Origin of the sequence: Rhodanobacter sp. 7MK24 (assembly GCF_014842995.1) — a bacterium.
Lineage (GTDB): Bacteria > Pseudomonadota > Gammaproteobacteria > Xanthomonadales > Rhodanobacteraceae > Rhodanobacter_A.
The window spans coordinates 489152-506342 of sequence record NZ_JACYXL010000001.1 but is presented as its reverse complement, the minus strand read 5'-3'; the positions used below and the strand labels follow the sequence as shown (position 1 = coordinate 506342).

Below are 17191 nucleotides of genomic sequence, written 5' to 3'. Positions count from 1 at the left end.
AGTTGCCGCCACGGCCATTGCATGCCACGTGGTCGCTGGATTCCGGCCTGCGCAGGAATGGTGGGCAGAAGCCAAAAGCCATCACCCGCAGGGTGCGTTGCTACCGCTTTGCCGTGATGGCGTCCAGCAGCTTGAGGTTCAACGCATGCTGCTGCGCCTGCCAGCCGGCGACCTGGGCGGGATCGATCGCGGGCTGCTCGTCCATCGCGGAGAGCTTGCGCTTCCACCACGTGCTGTAGCGGTAGTGTGAAACCTCGCCGTTGATGTCGCTGCCAGCCAGCCCGTTGCGCAGGCTGGCGATCAGGGTCAATGCGTGATCGAGCTGCAGGCGACCCTGGTCCCAGTTGGTGTGCGCCACTTCAGGCGCGAACGCATCCTTGTCGATCGTGAGATAGCTCGGCAGGGTTTGCGTACGCTGATGTTCGACGAAGCCGTCGACCAGCGCATCCGGCGTGTCGAAACCACGGAATGCACGCGCAATGCCCAGCCGGCGCGACCAGGCTGTGTCCACGCCCATGCTCCAGTAGGTGAGCCTGCCGCGCAGCAGTGGCGTGAGGTAGTTCTCCCACGCATGCCCGGCACCGATGTCGTGGGACGTGATGCCGAGCACGTGCACGTGGTCGACGAAGGGCAGCGCGGCCACCCGGCGCACCCAGGAGCCGCAGTGCACGCCGAACGGGAAGCGCATGTTGTCGGGATGGTTGTCCAGCACCACCACCTGGATGGGCGTGGCCGGTGCAAGCCGCGCGATCAAAGGCCAGCTGAGGTGATGGAAATCGCCGGAGCCGGTGAATACCGTGCCATGGCATGCAGGCAGCTGCGCATCCAGCAGCCTGCGGAAACGGCGCATGGTGGCCAGCGAACAGCCGAAGCGGATCGCTTCCTGCCACTCGGACAGATCCAGCACCAGGCCATCGGCCAGCGGCCCCACCGAGCGGTCGATGTCGAGCACGACCGGGCGATGCGCAGCGTCATTCATCGTCTTTCTCCGAAGCTTCCTGCCAGCTGCGGTCGCTCTCGAAATGGCCGCCCAACCTGCGCAGCAGCGCCCGCAGCACGGGGTTGCGCGCGTATACCGCGTGGCGGGTGAAGGTCATGCTGGCGCCTAGGAAGGACTTCACTTCCGGGTCGGTCCAGCCGGCCACGTAGTGCGTCAAACCGCGTTCGCGCGCGTAACCCAGGTTGTGCATCCAGCTCACGAAGTACAGGTTGTGCTCGCGCGCCTCGGGGTAGGCGAAGCCGATGTACTTGTCGATCAGCTTGCCGCCGTGCTCGTAGCACAGGTTCCAGCCGATCAGCTTGCCAGCATGGCGGTAGACGAACACCACACCGCCGCTGCCACCGTCCTGCAGCAACAGGCGGAAGTAGTCCAGGCCCAGCCGGTCGAAATGGATCTCGCTCTGCGCATACACGTTGTCGAACAGCGCGTAGTACGCGGCCAGCGTGGCCTCGTCGTGGAAGCGGGCGTCGTCGGTGCGTACGACCTCGATGTCGAGATCGGCGCGCGAGCGCAGCTTGCGGCGGATGTTCTTCCGGCGGCTGTAGCTGAGTTTCGCCAGGTACTCGTCGTCCGAACCGAAGTCGACGGGAACCCATGCCAGTGCCTGCCCCTCGAGCAGCACGAAACCCTCCGCTTCGCAGGCGTCGGCGAAGGCGCGCGCATGGGTGTTCTCGGCCTCGGTCAGCAGCGGCGAATCCTGTGCGATGTCCTTCACGATGAGCAGCTTGCACTCGCGGGCCCATGCGGACTTCAAGCCTTTCGCCAGTTCGGCCGGCGGCACGCCCGGCGGCAGCGGTGCGTATTCGGTCACCGTGCTGCCGGCGAAGCGCGTGCGCCAGCGCAGCAGGCGGCTCCAGTGCCGGTACAACGGCAACCCGGCCACGCGCTTGCGCAGTTCATCGTCCGCCGTGGTCAGCAAGTCGAACGGCGCCACGAAGCCCGGCATGCCTTGCGGCGAGCGCCCGGCCGTGAAGCCGACCGGTGGCTGCGCCATGAACGCCTCGAGCAGCGCATCCGGTTCGAGTTGCGAAATGAAAGGCATGAGTAAGCGAGTTTGCCTAGACTGTGCGGGTCAGGAGCTTGACCGGCACACCTTGCGCCGGCCTTCCATTGTCGCCCGCCACCGAGGACTCCGTCATGCCCGGAACGACCCAGCAGCAAGTGTTCGAGATCATCGCCAAGCAGGCCAAGGTCGACGTGGCGAACGTCACGCCCGAGTCCACGCTGAAGGACCTGGGCGTCGCCTCGCTGGAGGCCATCGAGCTGATCTTCGACATCGAGGAACACTTCGACATCCACTTCCCCGAACAGCAGGGCGCCAACTTCGACAGCGACACCGCGCAGAGCCTGGTCGACGCCGTGCAGAAGGCGCTGGACGAAAAGGCCGCCGAAGGCGAAGGCGGCAAGTAATGCCCACCATCGAGACACGCCGCGTCGTCATCACCGGCATGGGCGCGATCAGCCCGCAGGGCGTGGGCGCCAGAGCCCTGTGGCACGGCTTGAGCGAAGGTCGCTGCGCGATCGGCCCGCTGCGCCACAAGGACGGCGAAGTGCTGCGCGTGAAGATCGCCGCACAGGTGCCGGAAAGCTTCGACCCGGCCACCGGCATCGACGAACGCACCCTGCCCCTGCTCGACCGCACCTCGGAGTTCGCGCTGCATGCGGCGCGCGAGGCCATCGCGCACTCGGGCATCGACTTCACCCGCGATGGCCTGGGCCAACGCACGGCAGTGATTGTGGGCACCGGCGTGGGCGGCGAAACCACCCAGGACGAGCAGAGCCGCCGGCTGTACGCGGAAAAGGCCAGCCGCACTCATCCGCTCACCATCGTACGGTTGATGACCAATGCCTCCGCTAGCCAGATCAGCATCGCCTATGGCCTGCGCGGCGCCACCTACGCGGTGGCCAGCGCCTGCGCCTCGGCCAACCACGCGATCATCCAGGCAGCGCAGATGATCCGCTTCGGCATGGCCGACGTGGCCGTCACCGGCGGCACCGAGGCCTGCCTCAGCTACGGCGCACTGCGCGCGTGGGAAGCCATGCGCGTGCTGTCCGACGACACCTGCCGCCCGTTCAGCGCCAACCGTCGCGGCCTGGTGCTGGGTGAAGGCGCCGCCATCTTCGTGCTGGAATCGCTGGAACACGCACGGGCGCGCGGCGCCACCATCTTCGCCGAACTCGCCGGCAGCGGCATGAGCGCGGACGCCAGCGACATCGTGATGCCCAGCGCCGACGGCGCCGCTTCCGCAATGCGCCAGGCGCTGGCGGAAGCCGAACTCAACCCCGAAGACGTGGACTACATCAACGCCCACGGTACCGGCACGCAGGCCAACGACAGCACCGAGACGCGCGCGATCCGCCTCGCCTTCGGCGCGCATGCCGACAAGCTGGCGGTGTCGTCCACCAAGTCCATGCACGGCCACGCATTGGGCGCCTCCGGCGCGCTGGAGCTGGTCGCCGCAATCGGCGCGCTGCGCGAAAGCGTGGTGCCGCCTACCGCGAACCTGGACAAGCCCGACCCGGCCTGCGATCTCGACTATGTGCCGAATGTGGCGCGCGAGATGAAGGTGCGGGCGGTGCTCAGCAACTCGTTTGCGTTTGGCGGGCTCAATGCCGTGTTGGCGTTGAAGCGGGCGCCTTGATGGGAACATTTTAAACAAGACTTCTAGCTTTACCGTTGAAGCGTCATTTCCGCGAAAACAGGAGTCCAATGCCTTCGCTCTGACGCAAGCGACAAAGCAATCAATGAATCTGTCGGCGCAAGCTTCCCGTCAACTACACGTTCCCAAAATGGAACTCCCGAGAGTTTGTTGACGACGCACGTGCCACCCAGTCTTTGCGTGCCTCCGCCGAAGAGCAAAGAGCACCACTCCTCGGCAGCGCTTTCCGTCTGTCCATGAACGAGGCCCGATACACGGCATAATCATCCGTGTCTTGTCGTCGTCGAGGGGTTCCCGAAAAGCAGCGCACATCCTGCGCGCCAGATGCAAAGCGCTGCGTCGCACCACCTTCAGTGCAACGCCATAGTACGAGCGCTTTACCCGATACCTTTTCTAGCCCGGGCTCAGGGTGCATTTTCTCGCTCGTAGAAATGCACCCTGGCTTTTCCTGCAAACAACTCACCGCCAAGGTGGTGCCGCCGCACCATTGAAAGGTGCCCCGACAACCCACCAGCCCGCGGGATACTGCCAACAGTAGCCAGCACCAACGGTACAGCCGCCGTCTACAGGAATCGGGTACGCAGAGGCGTTGCCGGTATAGAAAGCACTACCAACGCTATACAAACCGCCCGTACCTATAAGCATCTTGTACGGATCGATGTCGTAAACCCCGGTGTCGTTGACTCCGTTGCCGGCGATGACGTAACCCACCGAACCGATGTAATCCGGATTCATGTTGTCAAAGACGTAGGTCGATTGGATACCTGTCTGGTTGCCACTGGCATCGAAAGAGCGCGAAAGAAGAAGACCTTGCACCAGGTCATAAGTGCCATCGGTGGAGAGCGAGAGCACCTGAAGACCCATGTTCTGCCCTTGGTAACCACCACCGATGGACATGATGTGGCTGTTCGCGGGCAACGCGGAAGTCAGGCTGTATGCATTGAAGCCATTGCCCGTAGTGCCGCCGGTAGTTCCGCCAGTGCTGTCCCAAACGTACAAATCGTGGGCGGCACTCGTCCAGATGATGCTCAATCGATTCGACGACGTGTAATAGCCGATACTGATCGGGTAATAGCCACACGCGACATTGATCGTGTGGGACCCGGTAACCGTGGCACCGTTCATCGTCCAGTAGCCGAATTTGCATCCCGAGGGATCGAGCCAAAGCAGATCATCGTGACCGTCGCCATCTACGTCGCCGGCGCCGATGAGCTGCCATTGGCTGGGATAACTGCTGGTGCTGATTCGCTGGGCCACCCATCCCCCCTGCTGATTGTTGGTCCACAGATAGAGGTCGCGATTGGCGCTGGTAAAGACCAGGTCGGCATAGCCGTCATCATTGAAATCACCCACGGCACCGATGAAGTAACCAGGCGCTACGTTGAAACTCTTCAGCCCAGTGCGTGTCACACTGGTGCCAACATTCGGTGCCAATGCACTCATGGTCCAGAGGCCGACCTGGCTCTGCGAAGGATTGAACCACACGATATCGGACACGCCATCGCCGTTGAAATCACCCGGCGTATGCGTACTTCCCGGAATGGGCGTTGTCACCTGTAATGCAGGAAGCGTGGCGAAAGATACGAATGGAGCACTGGAAGTGTAGTTAGCGTTGGCTGCCAACCTGGCAAATTGAGCGACCTGAATGCTGCCCCAGCCCGAGGTGTAATCCCAACCGGGAACGGCGTCATAAGTAAAATTGTTGCCGTAGTTCACATCGTTGAAACCGCTGTAGTAGTTGACCCCCAGCGGTTGTGCAGTTTTGTAGATCACCGGCGAAGCGAAACCCAGAGCCGTACCGTTGGCCTGCAGCACATGTGCCCACATGCCTACCGCGAGTGGTGCCGATAGACTGGTACCACCGATCTGCTGATTCGCGTTGCCATCAACAGTGATCAGTGCGCCACTACTGGGATCCCCATCGAACGCGATATCGGGTACGCCACGATAGGTCTGGTTGGTGATGCCAGCAACACCTTGCTGCCAGCCGGGTATCGGCTCGAAGAGGCTTGGGCCACCGACGGTCGTGCCATTGAGGTCGCTCCATACTTGTTCTTGTTGAAGGGTAGTGCTGGGACTGGTGAAGAGCTCGGTACCACCGACCGCCGTCACGTATTGTGAACTCGCCGGCCAGCTTGATCCGGGCATATCGCCGCATCCATTGGGCCCATTGTCGCCGGCCGACACAAAAAAGGTCTGTCCCTGCGCGACCGCTTGCTTGAACGTGGCGTCCATGGAAGCTACCGCACCGTCTGAACGCGCATCGGTCTCGCATTCGTCCATTGAGATATCGATAGCCTTCAATACATTATCCGATACCACCCGAGCAAAGTCGGCCTCGAGATCGGCATCGCTCATTGAACTGGACACGTAGAAGTAATACTGCTTCACCCCCGTGAATGCGATAATAGTCTGACTGTCGAGATCAAATTCGTCATCACTACTGTTGCTACCGCTGCCGTTCCCGACACTGGTGTCTCCCATGAGAGTAATCGTGACGCCAGGGTCCACCGACTTCAGATCGTTCAGGACATTGGCCATCGGCCCGGCAGAGATTGAACCCACAGGAACGGACGTCACGTTAGGCATGCCGCTGGCGCCGTAAATGGCAGGAAAATCGGAAGGCGGATGCCCGATCATTTCAGCTGATGCGGCTACCTGCGGAGCCATAGCGTGCACCGCGACCGGATCGTAATGGCGAGTCATTGCGTGGAAAATATGCACGTTCTGCATGCCGAGCACCGCACGTACGCTATCCCGTAAGCTCGCCGGTATCTGCACGGCACTGCTGTTGGCAAAGGCGTCGCGCCCGTCATGCGTTTTAACTTGCACAAACGACGTACTAAATGCGGCCTCTGCCGTATCGGCACGACCATCAGCCTCCACCAAGGTGTTGCCACGAGCGATCTTCACGTTGCTGAAGCCGGCCTTGACAAGGTAATCGGCTACCGCCTGTGCCTGTTCTTTGGTGGGTGCGTAAAGCATCTGGAACTGCCCGGAGCTCAGCGGCCTGAAACCAGGCTTGGCAATGTACTGATCGAGCTGTTGTTCGTTGCGCAGCTTCAGGGGGATCACCACGTGTATGGGCTGCGAAACATCCAGCAGGCCCACAGTCTTGTCACCATGCTCCAAGATCGCGGCCGGATGCAAAACCTCCATCTTCGCGCTGGCGGAAGCCGTGATGTCGCCAGCCACCGGCTTCGCCTCAATACTCATTGAATTGGCCAACGCCGCAAAAACTGCTGCCACCACAAGATTTTTAATGCGCCGTCCGCTGAACATCTTCGCCTCGTAATTGTCCATGGTGTTTTAGTCCTTAAAAGCGTTTACGTCTTGATCCCGTTGCCAAAAGAAATATCCGAAAGCGGGCCTTGTGCCACCAAACTGCCAAGACCCCAGATATCCCGAGCTAAAAAGAAATCTCTCGACCTCATATATTTTCAGCTGATCCAGATGGGATCCTTGACGGTATTCCTGTGCGATGAGATCGCGAGACGATTAAGAGCATCCAAGTGGATGGCTTTCCAGAATGCAACCGGACGCGACGCCAAGTGCGCACCCTGTTTCCCTCTGATCAATTCGAAGCGGCATGTTCAGACCGATAGCACCAGCTACTTGACTGAACCAAGAGGCAGAACCAAGCCGGTTATTAAAACATCGACCCAGGCTCCCCGCTTCCTTAGCTGGTAACGTTGCGTGGGCTTTCATCACGGACAGATACGCGCAATCTGGCGCGTGCACAAGAGGCCTTTCCCGTCTCACCCAATGATCCTGCTTCAGGTCGAAAATGAAGGCACGTGGCATCGTGAATATCCGTTTCATGACCGCCCCGGTTCGGTCTATCTACCCTATCGAATCGTGGGATACGTGGCAGCCGCAGTCAAGAAGGCCGGCGCGTCATGGGCTAGCCTACAGCTCCCCCTCATGGAAATCGGGGAGTCCCTAAGAGACGCGACGTCGCCTGGCATCGTTCCCTCGAATTACTTCAGCCTAGTAACCCTGACTGTGGCGGCGCTGCGCCCCCAAGATTGACAAGGACGCAGGAGCAAAAACACACCCTCCCCACAAGCGGCCAACGGGAGATCCGGCCATCGCGTGGACCCCACCCTCTCCAAAGAGAGGAGGGCGAAAGCAAAAGGCCCGGCGGTTTCCCGTCGGGCCTTTTGCTTGTGTCACGCGACCGACGATCAGCCCTTCTTGGCCTTCGTCAGCAACTGATCCAGCAGCGACATCGCCAGATCGATCTCCTCGTGCGTGATGTCCAGCGACGGCGCGAACGTGATCACGTTCTTGTACCAGCCGCCCACGTCCAGCACGAGGCCGATCTTCTTGCCGTTGTGCTCCAGGTCGCCGGCGAGGCCGATGTCGACCATCTTGTCGAGCAGCGCCTTGTTCGGCGTGAAGCCGTCTTCGGTGCAGATCTCGGCGCGCAGCGCGAGGCCGAGGCCATCGACGTCGCCGATTTCCTTGTGCTTCTTCTGCAGCTCGCGCAGGCCTTCGAGGAAGTGCGCGCCCTTCTTCGGCACGGTGGTCTCGTAATCCAGCTCGTAGCCCATCTTGATCACTTCCAGACCCAGCGAAGTACCCAGGGGGTTGGAGTTGAAGGTGGAGTGGGTGGAGCCCGGCGGGAACACGGTGGGGTTGATCAGCTCTTCGCGTGCCCACAGGCCGGACAGCGGATTCAGGCCGTTGGTCAGCGCCTTGCCGAACACGACAATGTCCGGCGTCACGCCGAAGTTCTCGATCGACCACAGCTTGCCGGTGCGCCAGAAGCCCATCTGGATCTCGTCCGACACCATCAGGATGCCGTACTTGTCCAAGACCTTCTTCAAGCCCTTGAAGAAATTCATCGGCGGCAACACGTAGCCGCCGGTGCCCTGGATCGGCTCGACGTAGAACGCGGCGTATTCGCACTGGCCGGTCTTGGGATCCCACACGCCGTTGTATTCGGTTTCGAACAGCCGCTCGAACTGGCGCACGCAGCTGTCGGAATACTCTTCAGCCGTCATGCCCTTGGGGCGACGGAACGGATACGGGAACGGCAGGAACATCGCGCGCTCGCCAAAGTGGCCGAAGCGGCGGCGATAGCGGTAGCTCGAAGTGATCGAGGAGGCGCCCAGCGTGCGACCGTGGTAGCCGCCTTCGAAGGCGAACATCAGGCTCTTGCCGTTGCTGGCATTGCGCACCAGCTTCAGCGAATCCTCGATCGCCTGCGCGCCGCCGACGTTGAAGTGCACGCGGCCGTCGAGCCCGAACTTCTTCTTCGCGTCCAGCGCGATGGTCTTGGCCAGCTCGATGCGGGTCTGGTGCAGGTACTGGCTGGCGACCTGCGGCAGCACGTCGATCTGCTTCTTCAGCGCGTCGTTAAGGCGCTTGTTGCCGTAGCCGAAATTGACTGCCGAGTACCACATCTGCAGGTCGAGGAACGGCGTGCCGGCGGTGTCGAACATGTAGCTGCCTTCGCCGTGACGGAAGATCTTCGGCGGGTCAACGTAATGCACGGTGTCGCCGAAGGAGCTGTACTTGGCCTCGTCGGCGAGCAATTGCGCGTCGTCGATGAAACCGACGGCGTTCTTGTCGATGTTCATGGTCGGATTCCGGGGAACGGTTTTGAGGGATGCAGCAAGCAGCAAGGCGGCCGATCAGGCCGCCGCCGCTTCGTGATAGCGCGCGTGATGCACCAACGTGCCGTCGAGCAGTCGCGGCAGGTATTCCAGCGCATCCTCGAAGCCGGTGATCGGCATATAGGGGATGCCGGCGGCGCGGCAGTGCTCGATCAGGCGATGCTTGGCGAACACGAAGTCCACGCGGTCGGCCGCGCAGAAGTCCGAGGCGCCGTCGCCGATCAGCAGGGTCTTCGCGCCCGTGGTACGGGCCTGGGCCACGCAGGCGCACTTGCAGGTGCCGCTGCGGCAGCCCTCGGCCTGGAACGGCGAGGTGAGCTGCCACTGCTTCGGCGGCGTGGCGGGCGAAAGATGGTTCGCGGCCAGCGGCAGGTCGTCCAGGCCGTAGCGGCCGAGGATCTGGTGGATCGCGTAATCGAGCCCGTCGCTGACGATACGGATCGGCACATTGAGCTCGCGCGCCTTCGCCACGAAGCCGGGAAAGGCGTGATCGATCCACAGCTCGCGCAGGTGCTCGTCCAGTTCCGGGCGCGTCATCTGCAGCAGCTCGACCTGGCCCGACATGCATTCGCGCGAACCGATGCGACCGGCACGCCAGTCCTGCTCCAGCACTTCCCAACCGGGACGGCCGAAGCGATCGAGCAGCGAGTCGATCACGTCTTCGACGGAAATGGTGCCGTCGAAATCACACAGAATGGTCCAGCCAGACGGGGACATCGGGAATCCACACCTATCAACGATGACAGGCAGGTTAGAAACCCTGCCTTTCGGCGCCCTTTCCCCCAACGGGTACCGAACAACCCGCAGCCCGCCAGGCGGCAAACCGCCCGTTCGGCTTTATCATGCCGCCCCCATGACCCGCCTATCCCCGACTACGGGCCTGCTCCGTTGCCTTGTCCTGTCCGCCTGCCTGCTCATCGGCCTGCCATGGGCGCGGCACTGCCGTGCCGACGACGGCGAGCAGCCGACCTACGCCATCGGTACCGGCATGGAGCGCATGGCGGCGTGGCCCGGCGCCCATGACGCGCGCAACCAGCCGATCCCCTTCGTCGACATCGAGATCCCCAACTGTCTCAGCCTGTCCACGCTGGATGGCCTGCAGCTCGATTTGATTGGCGGCCCGGTGCTGCATGGCGGCCTTTACGGCGACTACCAGTGGGGGCGCGATAGCGAAGACCTCGGCGTCCTGCGCGGCAGAATCGCGCCGCTGTCGCCACGCCTCACGTCGGGCGGTTACCTGGAGTGGCAGCTCACGAAGCAGGTCGACGTGGGCACCGACCTCAGTCATGACATCGACGGTGCGGGAGCCTACTTCGATGTCTACGGCGAGTGGGATCTGCCGCCGATCTGGCTGCTGCAGCATTCCTTCGAGCTGCGCTGGCAGGCGATGAACGGCGCGGCCATGGATCGCTTCTTCGGTATCACATCAGCGCAAGCCAAGGGGCTTGCCGTGCCTACCTGGCGCCCCGGCGCCGGCAGCCAGTCGACCTCGCTGGAATACGACCTGTTCGTCCCCACCAGCCAGCACACCGGTCTCGCACTGGCGCTGAGCTGGGAACGCCTGCTGGGCGATGCCGGCAGCAGCCCGTTGGTGACGCGGTTCGGCTCACGCAACCAGCCTTCCGAATCCTTGGCCTTCGTCTACCACTTCTGAAAGATGCGGCCAGGGACGGTCGCCCGTTTGATCTCAGCGATCGAGGGCAATCGCAAAAACTCCCTCTCAGCGGTCGTCGCGCGTCCAGATCGCACCGTCTTCCTCGCGCACGGGAAAGCACGCGATCGGCTCGTACGCCGGCGGGCATGTCACCGCGCCGGTGCGCAGATCGAAACGCGCCCCGTGGCGCGGGCATTCCACCTCGAAGCCGTGCACCTCGCCGCCGGCGAGATCGCCACCGTCGTGCGTGCAGACGTCCTCGACGGCATATAGGTCGCCGTCGATGTTGTACACGGCGATGGGGGTGTCGCCGTCGAACACCACCCTGAACTCACCCGGCAGCAACTCGCTGCGCGCGCCCACGCGCACCCAGCCTTCGGCCGCCGGGTTCATGCGAGGTCCTTGCGCAACACCTCGAAACGCAGGTCGTCGCGGCGCGGAATGCCGAAGCGCTCGTCGCCGTAGGGGAATGGCTGGAATTCGCCGGTACGGCGGTAGCCGCGGCGTTCGTAGAAGGCGATCAACTCTGCACGCTGCACGATCACCGTCATGTGCATCGCGCGGCACTGCCACTCTTCGCGCGCGATGCGCTCGGCTTCGGCCAGCACCGCCTTGCCCAAGCCGTCGCCCTGGCGCAAGGGATCGACCGCGAACATGCCGAAGTAGCCCGAATCCCCCTGCCGCTCCACATGGCAACTGGCCATCAGCACACCGTCGCGCTCGGCCAGCAGGACTACGCCATGCGGCTGGTCCAGCAAGGCGGAAACACCTGCAACATCGGTGCGCTGGCCGTCCAGCAGGTCGGACTCGGTCGTCCAGCCGCGGCGGCCGGAGTCGCCGCGATAAGCGGATTCGACCAGCGCCACGATGGCGGAAACATCGGCCGCGATGGCCGGGCGGAAACGGAGGGGAGCGGGTTCGGACATGCGCGAATGTTAAAGCCAGCAACCCGCGCGCGCATTAGAACCAGTTCAAGATCACTTGATGCTCTTGCTTCTGGGCGCGGAGAAAAGAGGTAGCGCCAGGCAGTACTCGGAGCAACGCTACTGGATCTCGGCTTGATGGCCCTTCAGCTGTCGAAAATCGCCTCGTTGGAATGAGCCGCGGGGAAGCCCTCAGTTTCCAGATACGGCGTCGTGTGCGCACCGTCCATCGCATAGGCAGTAATGGTTCCGATGTCCTCGTTACAGCCCGCTCGCAGCATCGACGGATGAATCGGGCCGTTTCTCTTAGTCTCTTCCGCTGACTCCGGGTACCCTGCGCTACCCGCTTCAAGTCGGCTTCGCTGTTCGCCACTGTTTCTGTGGTGGTGTGAGCCAGCAAAGAGAAGAAATTCTGGCGTTGGCGGTCAGCCGAAGCCGCGCCATCCCTTGCGACGGCGGGAGCGGCATTCCCCAGCTCCCATCCGTTAGGATGGCGGTGCAAGTTGGAGCCTTTGAGGAGGCTCTCAAAAACTCACCTTCCCGCGCAGCATCTGCGAGTACATCACCCAGTCACCCATCAGACTGTAGAGCGGATGCCGGAAGGTAGCCGGGCGATTCTTCTCGTAGACGAAGTGGCCGATCCAAGCGCAACCGTAGCCGGCCACCGGCAGCAGCCACAGCCACGCCAGCCGCCCGCTTGCGATCGTCAGCAACAGGATCAGCAACACCAGCGTGCTACCCACGAAATGCCAGCGGCGGCACAGGCGGTTGCCGTGTTCTCCAAGGTAGTAGGGATAGAACGCGCGAAAGCTGGCGAATTCGGCCATCTCGGTTTCCTCAAGCCGGCAGCGGGATGAATTCCTGCTCGTCGCCGGGCACGACGGGAAAGCGTCCCTCGCGCCAATCGGCCTTGGCCTGTTCGATGCGTTCGGTGCTGGCGGCTACGAAGTTCCACCACAGGTGGCGCTCGCCATCCAGCGGTGCGCCGCCGAACAGCATCACGCGGCTGGCGCGGTTCGCCCTGATGCTCGGTGCCGCGCCCGACTGCACTGCCATCCGCCCCTCGACCACGGTCAGGTCGCCCCATGACAATTCGCCCTCTATCACGTGCACGCCGTGCTCGGCATGTTCCGATGGCAGGGCGAGTTCAGCGCCGGCATCAAGTCGCGCCTCGGCGAAGAACATCGGCGCAAACACCTTCACCGGCGACGCCACGCTCCAGCCCGTGCCGGCGATCAACACCAGCTCGACACCGGGTTGCCGGATGCGCGGCAACGCATCCGCCTCATGATGATGGAACTCGGGTGCGACCTCCGCCTGCCCTCGTGGCAGCGCCACCCAAACCTGGATGCCGTGCATGCGCTGGCCGGTGGCGCGCACTTCCGGTGGCGTGCGTTCGGAATGCACGATGCCTCGGCCGGCGGTCATCCAGTTCACCGCGCCGGGACGGATGTCGGCAAGGCTGCCCAGGCTGTCGCGATGACGAACCGTGCCGTCGAACAGCCACGTCACGGTGGCCAGCCCGATGTGCGGATGCGGCCGCACATCCATGCCACGGCCGGGCGCGAAGTCCACCGGCCCCATATGGTCGTAGAACACGAACGGCCCCACGTGGCGGGCGTCGAGTACCGGCAGCAGACGCCGTACGGTGAAGCCGTCGCCCAGATCGTGCAGGCGTCCGTCGATCAGGATGGGTTGCGCGTCCATCGATTGCTCCCTTCACCAGGCGCGTTGATATTGCACCGGCGCGTGAAGCTGCGCACCCAGTTCCTGTGCGGCGCGACGTGGGAAGTAAGGATCGCGCAAGCTCTCACGCGCAATCAGCACCACGTCGGCCTCGTCGTTCGACACGATGTCGGCGGCCTGTTTCGGTTCGGTGATGAGGCCCACCGCGCCGGTGGCGATACCTGCCTCGCGGCGCACGCGCGCGGCGAACGGCACCTGGTACCCAGGCCCCACCGGAATCCTCACATGCGGTATCAGTCCGCCACTGGAAACATCGACCAGGTCTACACCCAGCGCCGTCATCCCGCGCGCCAGTTGCACGCTCTGCTCCACATCCCAGCCGCCCTCGGCCCAGTCGGTGGCCGAAATGCGCAGCCATAACGGCAACTCCTCCGGCCATACCTCGCGCACGGCAGCGACCACTTCGCGCAGCAATCGCGTGCGGTTCTCGAAGCTGCCGCCATAGGCGTCGTCGCGCCGGTTGCTCAGCGGCGACAGAAACTGGTGCAGCAGATAGCCGTGCGCGGCATGTAGTTCAATCAGCCTGAAACCGGCGGCCAACGCGCGCTGCGCGCTGGCGCGGAAATCGGCGATCACCTGACGGATACCCGCAGCATCCAGCGCCACCGGCACGTGCCAACCCGTGTCGAACGGCAATGCTGATGGCGCCACCGTGGTCCATGCGCCCTGCCCCGCCGCGAGCGCACCTCCGCCCTCCCAGGGCCGCTGCGCACTGGCCTTGCGGCCGGCATGCGCGAGTTGCACGCCGGGCACCGCGCCCTGCCCAGCGATGAAGGCGGCAATCGGTTGCCATGCCGCGACCTGGGCCTCATTCCAGATGCCGGTATCGCCCGCCGAAATGCGCCCCTGGGCCGACACCGCGCTGGCCTCGGCAATCACCACGCCCGCGCCGCCTACCGCGCGGCTGCCCAGATGCACCAGATGCCAGTGGTCGGGCACTCCGTCGATGGCGGAGTACTGGCACATCGGCGACACCACGATGCGGTTGCGGAGGCTCAGGCTGCGCTGCGGGAAGGGTTCGAACAGTTTCATCAGGCGACCGGCGGGGAGAGGAAACACCTACAGTGCCGGCATGATGCAGCTACATCAAGGGCTGGAATGGTGCGGTGTTGTGAACACCGCGTCGTCTGTGGCGATCCATTCGACCATGCGCGCAGCGATGCTGCCGGGTGCCTTCATCCAGCTGAAATGATCAGCGGGGGCGCCCCCGAGATCGTCGGGCGTAACCTGTTTGTGCCGACGCAAGGCATGCGGCATCTTTCCCAGCAGCCAGTCCAGCGAGGCGGCCGGGCCCAGCCAGTCGTCGCGCATGCGCTGCGCCAGTACCGGCAGTTCCAGCGCGGCCAGCCTTTGTTCGAAATCCTCGGCCATGCCCGCTGCCGCATAACGGCCGGTGCGCCCGCTGCGCGCCCAGTCGGCAATGACACCGCGCGCCTCGTTGCCACCAAAACCGATGCGCCGACCGGGCAGGTGCCCACGCAGTGCCGCCAGCAGGGGCGCCAAAACATAGGCCATACCGACCAGCGTGCCGTGGCGGAATCGCCGCCAGTACGGCGCGCCGCTGGCCACGAGTGCGATGCCCGCCATGTCGCCCGGATGCAACGCGGCATACAGGCAAGCCAGCTGCCCTCCCAGGCTGTGACCGCCCACCCACGCGCGTGCCTGCGGCCAATGCGCACGCAAGGCGGCCATGCCGGCAGGCAGGTCGAGCTGCAGCAACTCGCGATAGCTCCAGTTGCAGCGATGGCTGGCGCGCAGGCTGCTGGAACCGATACCACGCCATTCGTGCAGTGCCACCGCCACGCCCCGCGCCGCCAGCGCGGCAGCCAGCGGCAAGTAATGCTTGGCCGGCATACCCATCGCCGGCAGCCAGAACACGGCGTCGCGCGGTTCGCCATCCGGTGCCACGCACAGCAGCTCGGCGCGCGCGCCGTCGGCCATCGTCAGCGGCAGCACGGTGGGTTCAGTAGCGGTTGTGGGGCTCATTGAAAAGTGCGGCCGTGGATGGCCGCCCATTTGATCCTAGCGATCAAGGATGATTGCAAAGGCAACGGCCAGCCATGGACGGCCGCCCGTTTGATCTTCGCGATCAAGGACCGTCGCAACAGAAAAGAAAAGGCCGGCTTGCGCCGGCCCTTTCCGCTTGCAAGGCAGCGATCACGCCGGAGCGACTTCTTCGGCCTGCAGGCCCTTCTGGCCCTGCACCACCTTGAACGTCACCTTCTGGCCTTCCTGCAGGCTCTTGAAGCCCGTGCCGGTGATGGCACGGAAATGCACGAACACGTCAGGGCCATTCTCGCGGCTGATGAAGCCGAACCCCTTGGCGTCGTTGAACCACTTGACGGTACCCGTTTCACGATCCGACATGACTCACTCCGATCCAAATCCAGACGCTTGAGACGAATCGACCTCCCTAGGGCCGACGGCTTACTGGGCATGCCGGGGTCGGGTGTAGCGACATGGAATCGAAACGGTTCCACACCGGGCACGCACGTGGCCAAGCAGACGCAGTAATCCAAGCATAACGGAAATTCAGGAATGCGAGGGAAGTGTCAAGCAGCTCCTAAAAAAAGACTGCCACGGACATAAAAAGTCGCCGGAAGCGATTTTCGAAACCGTGCTGGCGAAGCCCGAGAGGCGTACGCCATGGATGCCGGGCACAAAAAAACCGGGCGTTGCCGCCCGGTTTCGTTTGACGCTTGCAGGCAATCAGGCGGCGCTGACTTCGTCGGCCTGCAGGCCCTTCTGGCCCTGCACCACCTTGAAGCTGACCTTCTGGCCTTCCTGCAGGCTCTTGAAGCCGTTGCCGGTGATCGCGCGGAAATGCACGAACACGTCCGGGCCGTTGTCACGGGCGATGAAGCCGAAGCCCTTGGCGTCGTTGAACCACTTGACGGTACCGATCTGACGATCAGACATTTGAATCACTCCACATGGGTAAAAAGAGACTCGACCGCCGCGAAATGCGGAAGCCGGCTTACTGGTGTGCAAAGGAAAACAACCCCGGGGTGAACTGATGAGGCAGATCGTGGATCGGCTGCATCGGGTCACCGGTGCTTGGCGACCCCGGCAAACGCAGTCCCACCATGATAACCGATAACCGCGCGATACCGTCCGATGCGAGAATCGGCCATCCCGCACCGAGGATTGCCGCTTGAATATGCGCCCGCTGCTTCCGCTGTGCACCGGCCTGCTGCTGGCCGGCTGCGCCACCACCAAACCGCGCCCGGCCGCACCACCCCCGGTCGCCGCTACCGGCGTAGCCTCTTGCGATGCCTATCTGTCCAGCTACCTGGCCTGCCATCGCGCAGCGGGGATCTACCCGACGGATCAGCTGCAGGCGCGCTACCAGGCCATGCGCGACACCTTGCTGCAGGCTTCGCAAAGCCCGCAGGCACGCCCCTACCTGGATGCGCGTTGCCGGCTGCTGGCCAACCAGATGAGCCAGAACCTGCAGGGGCGTTCTTGTGATACGCCGATTGCGGCGGGGGCGCGTTGAGCTGGCGGAGGTTCCTTCGCTTTTAAGCTGAGGAGTCCCTGCATGATTTGCCGTCTTCGCAAGCCACAAGGCGGTTCGGACACCT

Annotated in this window: 17 protein-coding genes; 4 read left to right on the top strand and 13 right to left on the bottom strand. The window is 63.3% G+C overall.

All coding sequences use genetic code 11. The annotated features are described in order from the left end of the window. Positions 1 to 100: 100 nt before the first annotated feature. Complete coding sequence (locus tag IHE49_RS02310) at positions 101 to 979, bottom strand: hypothetical protein (RefSeq protein ID WP_192154529.1); 879 nt, start codon at positions 977 to 979, stop codon at positions 101 to 103. Further along, entirely contained in the window at positions 972 to 2042 is a 1071-nt protein-coding gene (locus tag IHE49_RS02305) for a GNAT family N-acetyltransferase (protein ID WP_192154527.1), read from the bottom strand. Before IHE49_RS02305 ends, IHE49_RS02310 begins: the two co-directional genes overlap by 8 nt. Before the next feature lie 95 nt (positions 2043 to 2137). Between IHE49_RS02305 and IHE49_RS02300 the strand changes: the two genes are divergently transcribed. After that, positions 2138 to 2410: a phosphopantetheine-binding protein gene (locus IHE49_RS02300; RefSeq protein ID WP_192154525.1), complete on the top strand. Its 273-nt coding sequence runs from the start codon at positions 2138 to 2140 to the stop codon at positions 2408 to 2410. After that, entirely contained in the window at positions 2410 to 3642 is a 1233-nt protein-coding gene (locus tag IHE49_RS02295) for a beta-ketoacyl-[acyl-carrier-protein] synthase family protein (RefSeq protein WP_192154523.1), read from the top strand. The genes IHE49_RS02300 and IHE49_RS02295 overlap by 1 nt, the downstream gene beginning before the upstream one ends. Before the next feature lie 477 nt (positions 3643 to 4119). On the opposite strand, the gene IHE49_RS02290 is transcribed toward IHE49_RS02295, so the two are convergent. From IHE49_RS02290 to IHE49_RS02280, 3 genes are all read right to left on the bottom strand, one after another. Beyond that, entirely contained in the window at positions 4120 to 6963 is a 2844-nt protein-coding gene (locus tag IHE49_RS02290; RefSeq protein WP_192154521.1) for a protease pro-enzyme activation domain-containing protein, read from the bottom strand. An 884-nt stretch (positions 6964 to 7847) separates the two neighbouring features. Continuing rightward, a complete protein-coding gene (locus tag IHE49_RS02285; RefSeq protein WP_192154519.1) occupies positions 7848 to 9248 on the bottom strand; it encodes an aminotransferase class III-fold pyridoxal phosphate-dependent enzyme in 1401 nt (466 codons plus the stop codon). A 54-nt stretch (positions 9249 to 9302) separates the two neighbouring features. Continuing rightward, positions 9303 to 10001 carry an MtnX-like HAD-IB family phosphatase gene (locus tag IHE49_RS02280; protein WP_192154517.1) on the bottom strand — a complete coding sequence of 233 codons (699 nt, stop codon included), beginning with the start codon at positions 9999 to 10001 and terminating at the stop codon, positions 9303 to 9305. A gap of 136 nt (positions 10002 to 10137) precedes the next feature. Between IHE49_RS02280 and IHE49_RS02275 the strand changes: the two genes are divergently transcribed. Next, a complete protein-coding gene (locus tag IHE49_RS02275; protein WP_192154515.1) occupies positions 10138 to 10938 on the top strand; it encodes a MipA/OmpV family protein in 801 nt (266 codons plus the stop codon). A 66-nt stretch (positions 10939 to 11004) separates the two neighbouring features. Here IHE49_RS02275 and IHE49_RS02270 read toward each other — a convergent pair whose 3' ends face one another. From IHE49_RS02270 to IHE49_RS02235, 8 genes are all read right to left on the bottom strand, one after another. After that, entirely contained in the window at positions 11005 to 11331 is a 327-nt protein-coding gene (locus IHE49_RS02270; RefSeq protein ID WP_192154513.1) for a non-heme iron oxygenase ferredoxin subunit, read from the bottom strand. After that, a complete protein-coding gene (locus IHE49_RS02265) occupies positions 11328 to 11864 on the bottom strand; it encodes an N-acetyltransferase (protein WP_192154512.1) in 537 nt (178 codons plus the stop codon). The genes IHE49_RS02270 and IHE49_RS02265 overlap by 4 nt, the downstream gene beginning before the upstream one ends. Before the next feature lie 521 nt (positions 11865 to 12385). Further along, positions 12386 to 12688 carry a DUF962 domain-containing protein gene (locus IHE49_RS02260; RefSeq protein ID WP_192154510.1) on the bottom strand — a complete coding sequence of 101 codons (303 nt, stop codon included), beginning with the start codon at positions 12686 to 12688 and terminating at the stop codon, positions 12386 to 12388. Between the two features lie 10 nt (positions 12689 to 12698). Beyond that, entirely contained in the window at positions 12699 to 13568 is an 870-nt protein-coding gene (locus IHE49_RS02255) for a pirin family protein (RefSeq protein ID WP_192154508.1), read from the bottom strand. A 12-nt stretch (positions 13569 to 13580) separates the two neighbouring features. Continuing rightward, positions 13581 to 14639, bottom strand: coding sequence for an NADH:flavin oxidoreductase/NADH oxidase (locus tag IHE49_RS02250; protein WP_192154506.1), 1059 nt, complete (start codon positions 14637 to 14639; stop codon positions 13581 to 13583). A 54-nt stretch (positions 14640 to 14693) separates the two neighbouring features. Then, positions 14694 to 15593 (bottom strand): alpha/beta fold hydrolase, encoded by a 900-nt coding sequence (locus tag IHE49_RS02245; RefSeq protein WP_192154504.1) that lies wholly within the window; start codon positions 15591 to 15593, stop codon positions 14694 to 14696. 171 nt (positions 15594 to 15764) lie between these two features. Further along, entirely contained in the window at positions 15765 to 15974 is a 210-nt protein-coding gene (locus IHE49_RS02240) for a cold-shock protein (RefSeq protein WP_077482570.1), read from the bottom strand. Positions 15975 to 16316: 342 nt separating this feature from the next. Then, positions 16317 to 16526, bottom strand: coding sequence for a cold-shock protein (locus IHE49_RS02235; RefSeq protein WP_192104674.1), 210 nt, complete (start codon positions 16524 to 16526; stop codon positions 16317 to 16319). Between the two features lie 241 nt (positions 16527 to 16767). Between IHE49_RS02235 and IHE49_RS02230 the strand changes: the two genes are divergently transcribed. Then, positions 16768 to 17106 carry a hypothetical protein gene (locus IHE49_RS02230; RefSeq protein WP_225578162.1) on the top strand — a complete coding sequence of 113 codons (339 nt, stop codon included), beginning with the start codon at positions 16768 to 16770 and terminating at the stop codon, positions 17104 to 17106. Positions 17107 to 17191: the final 85 nt, after the last annotated feature.

Coding starts and splice junctions, on each gene's coding strand:
- IHE49_RS02310 (WP_192154529.1), bottom strand. CDS start 979: ATGAATGACGCTGCGCATCGCCCGGTCGTGCTCGACATCGACCGCTCG.
- IHE49_RS02300 (WP_192154525.1), top strand. CDS start 2,138: ATGCCCGGAACGACCCAGCAGCAAGTGTTCGAGATCATCGCCAAGCAG.
- IHE49_RS02275 (WP_192154515.1), top strand. CDS start 10,138: ATGACCCGCCTATCCCCGACTACGGGCCTGCTCCGTTGCCTTGTCCTG.
- IHE49_RS02250 (WP_192154506.1), bottom strand. CDS start 14,639: ATGAAACTGTTCGAACCCTTCCCGCAGCGCAGCCTGAGCCTCCGCAAC.
- IHE49_RS02255 (WP_192154508.1), bottom strand. CDS start 13,568: ATGGACGCGCAACCCATCCTGATCGACGGACGCCTGCACGATCTGGGC.
- IHE49_RS02230 (WP_225578162.1), top strand. CDS start 16,768: ATGCGCCCGCTGCTTCCGCTGTGCACCGGCCTGCTGCTGGCCGGCTGC.
- IHE49_RS02240 (WP_077482570.1), bottom strand. CDS start 15,974: ATGTCGGATCGTGAAACGGGTACCGTCAAGTGGTTCAACGACGCCAAG.
- IHE49_RS02260 (WP_192154510.1), bottom strand. CDS start 12,688: ATGGCCGAATTCGCCAGCTTTCGCGCGTTCTATCCCTACTACCTTGGA.
- IHE49_RS02270 (WP_192154513.1), bottom strand. CDS start 11,331: ATGAACCCGGCGGCCGAAGGCTGGGTGCGCGTGGGCGCGCGCAGCGAG.
- IHE49_RS02280 (WP_192154517.1), bottom strand. CDS start 10,001: ATGTCCCCGTCTGGCTGGACCATTCTGTGTGATTTCGACGGCACCATT.
- IHE49_RS02295 (WP_192154523.1), top strand. CDS start 2,410: ATGCCCACCATCGAGACACGCCGCGTCGTCATCACCGGCATGGGCGCG.
- IHE49_RS02235 (WP_192104674.1), bottom strand. CDS start 16,526: ATGTCTGATCGTCAGATCGGTACCGTCAAGTGGTTCAACGACGCCAAG.
- IHE49_RS02285 (WP_192154519.1), bottom strand. CDS start 9,248: ATGAACATCGACAAGAACGCCGTCGGTTTCATCGACGACGCGCAATTG.
- IHE49_RS02305 (WP_192154527.1), bottom strand. CDS start 2,042: ATGCCTTTCATTTCGCAACTCGAACCGGATGCGCTGCTCGAGGCGTTC.
- IHE49_RS02245 (WP_192154504.1), bottom strand. CDS start 15,593: ATGAGCCCCACAACCGCTACTGAACCCACCGTGCTGCCGCTGACGATG.
- IHE49_RS02265 (WP_192154512.1), bottom strand. CDS start 11,864: ATGTCCGAACCCGCTCCCCTCCGTTTCCGCCCGGCCATCGCGGCCGAT.
- IHE49_RS02290 (WP_192154521.1), bottom strand. CDS start 6,963: ATGGACAATTACGAGGCGAAGATGTTCAGCGGACGGCGCATTAAAAAT.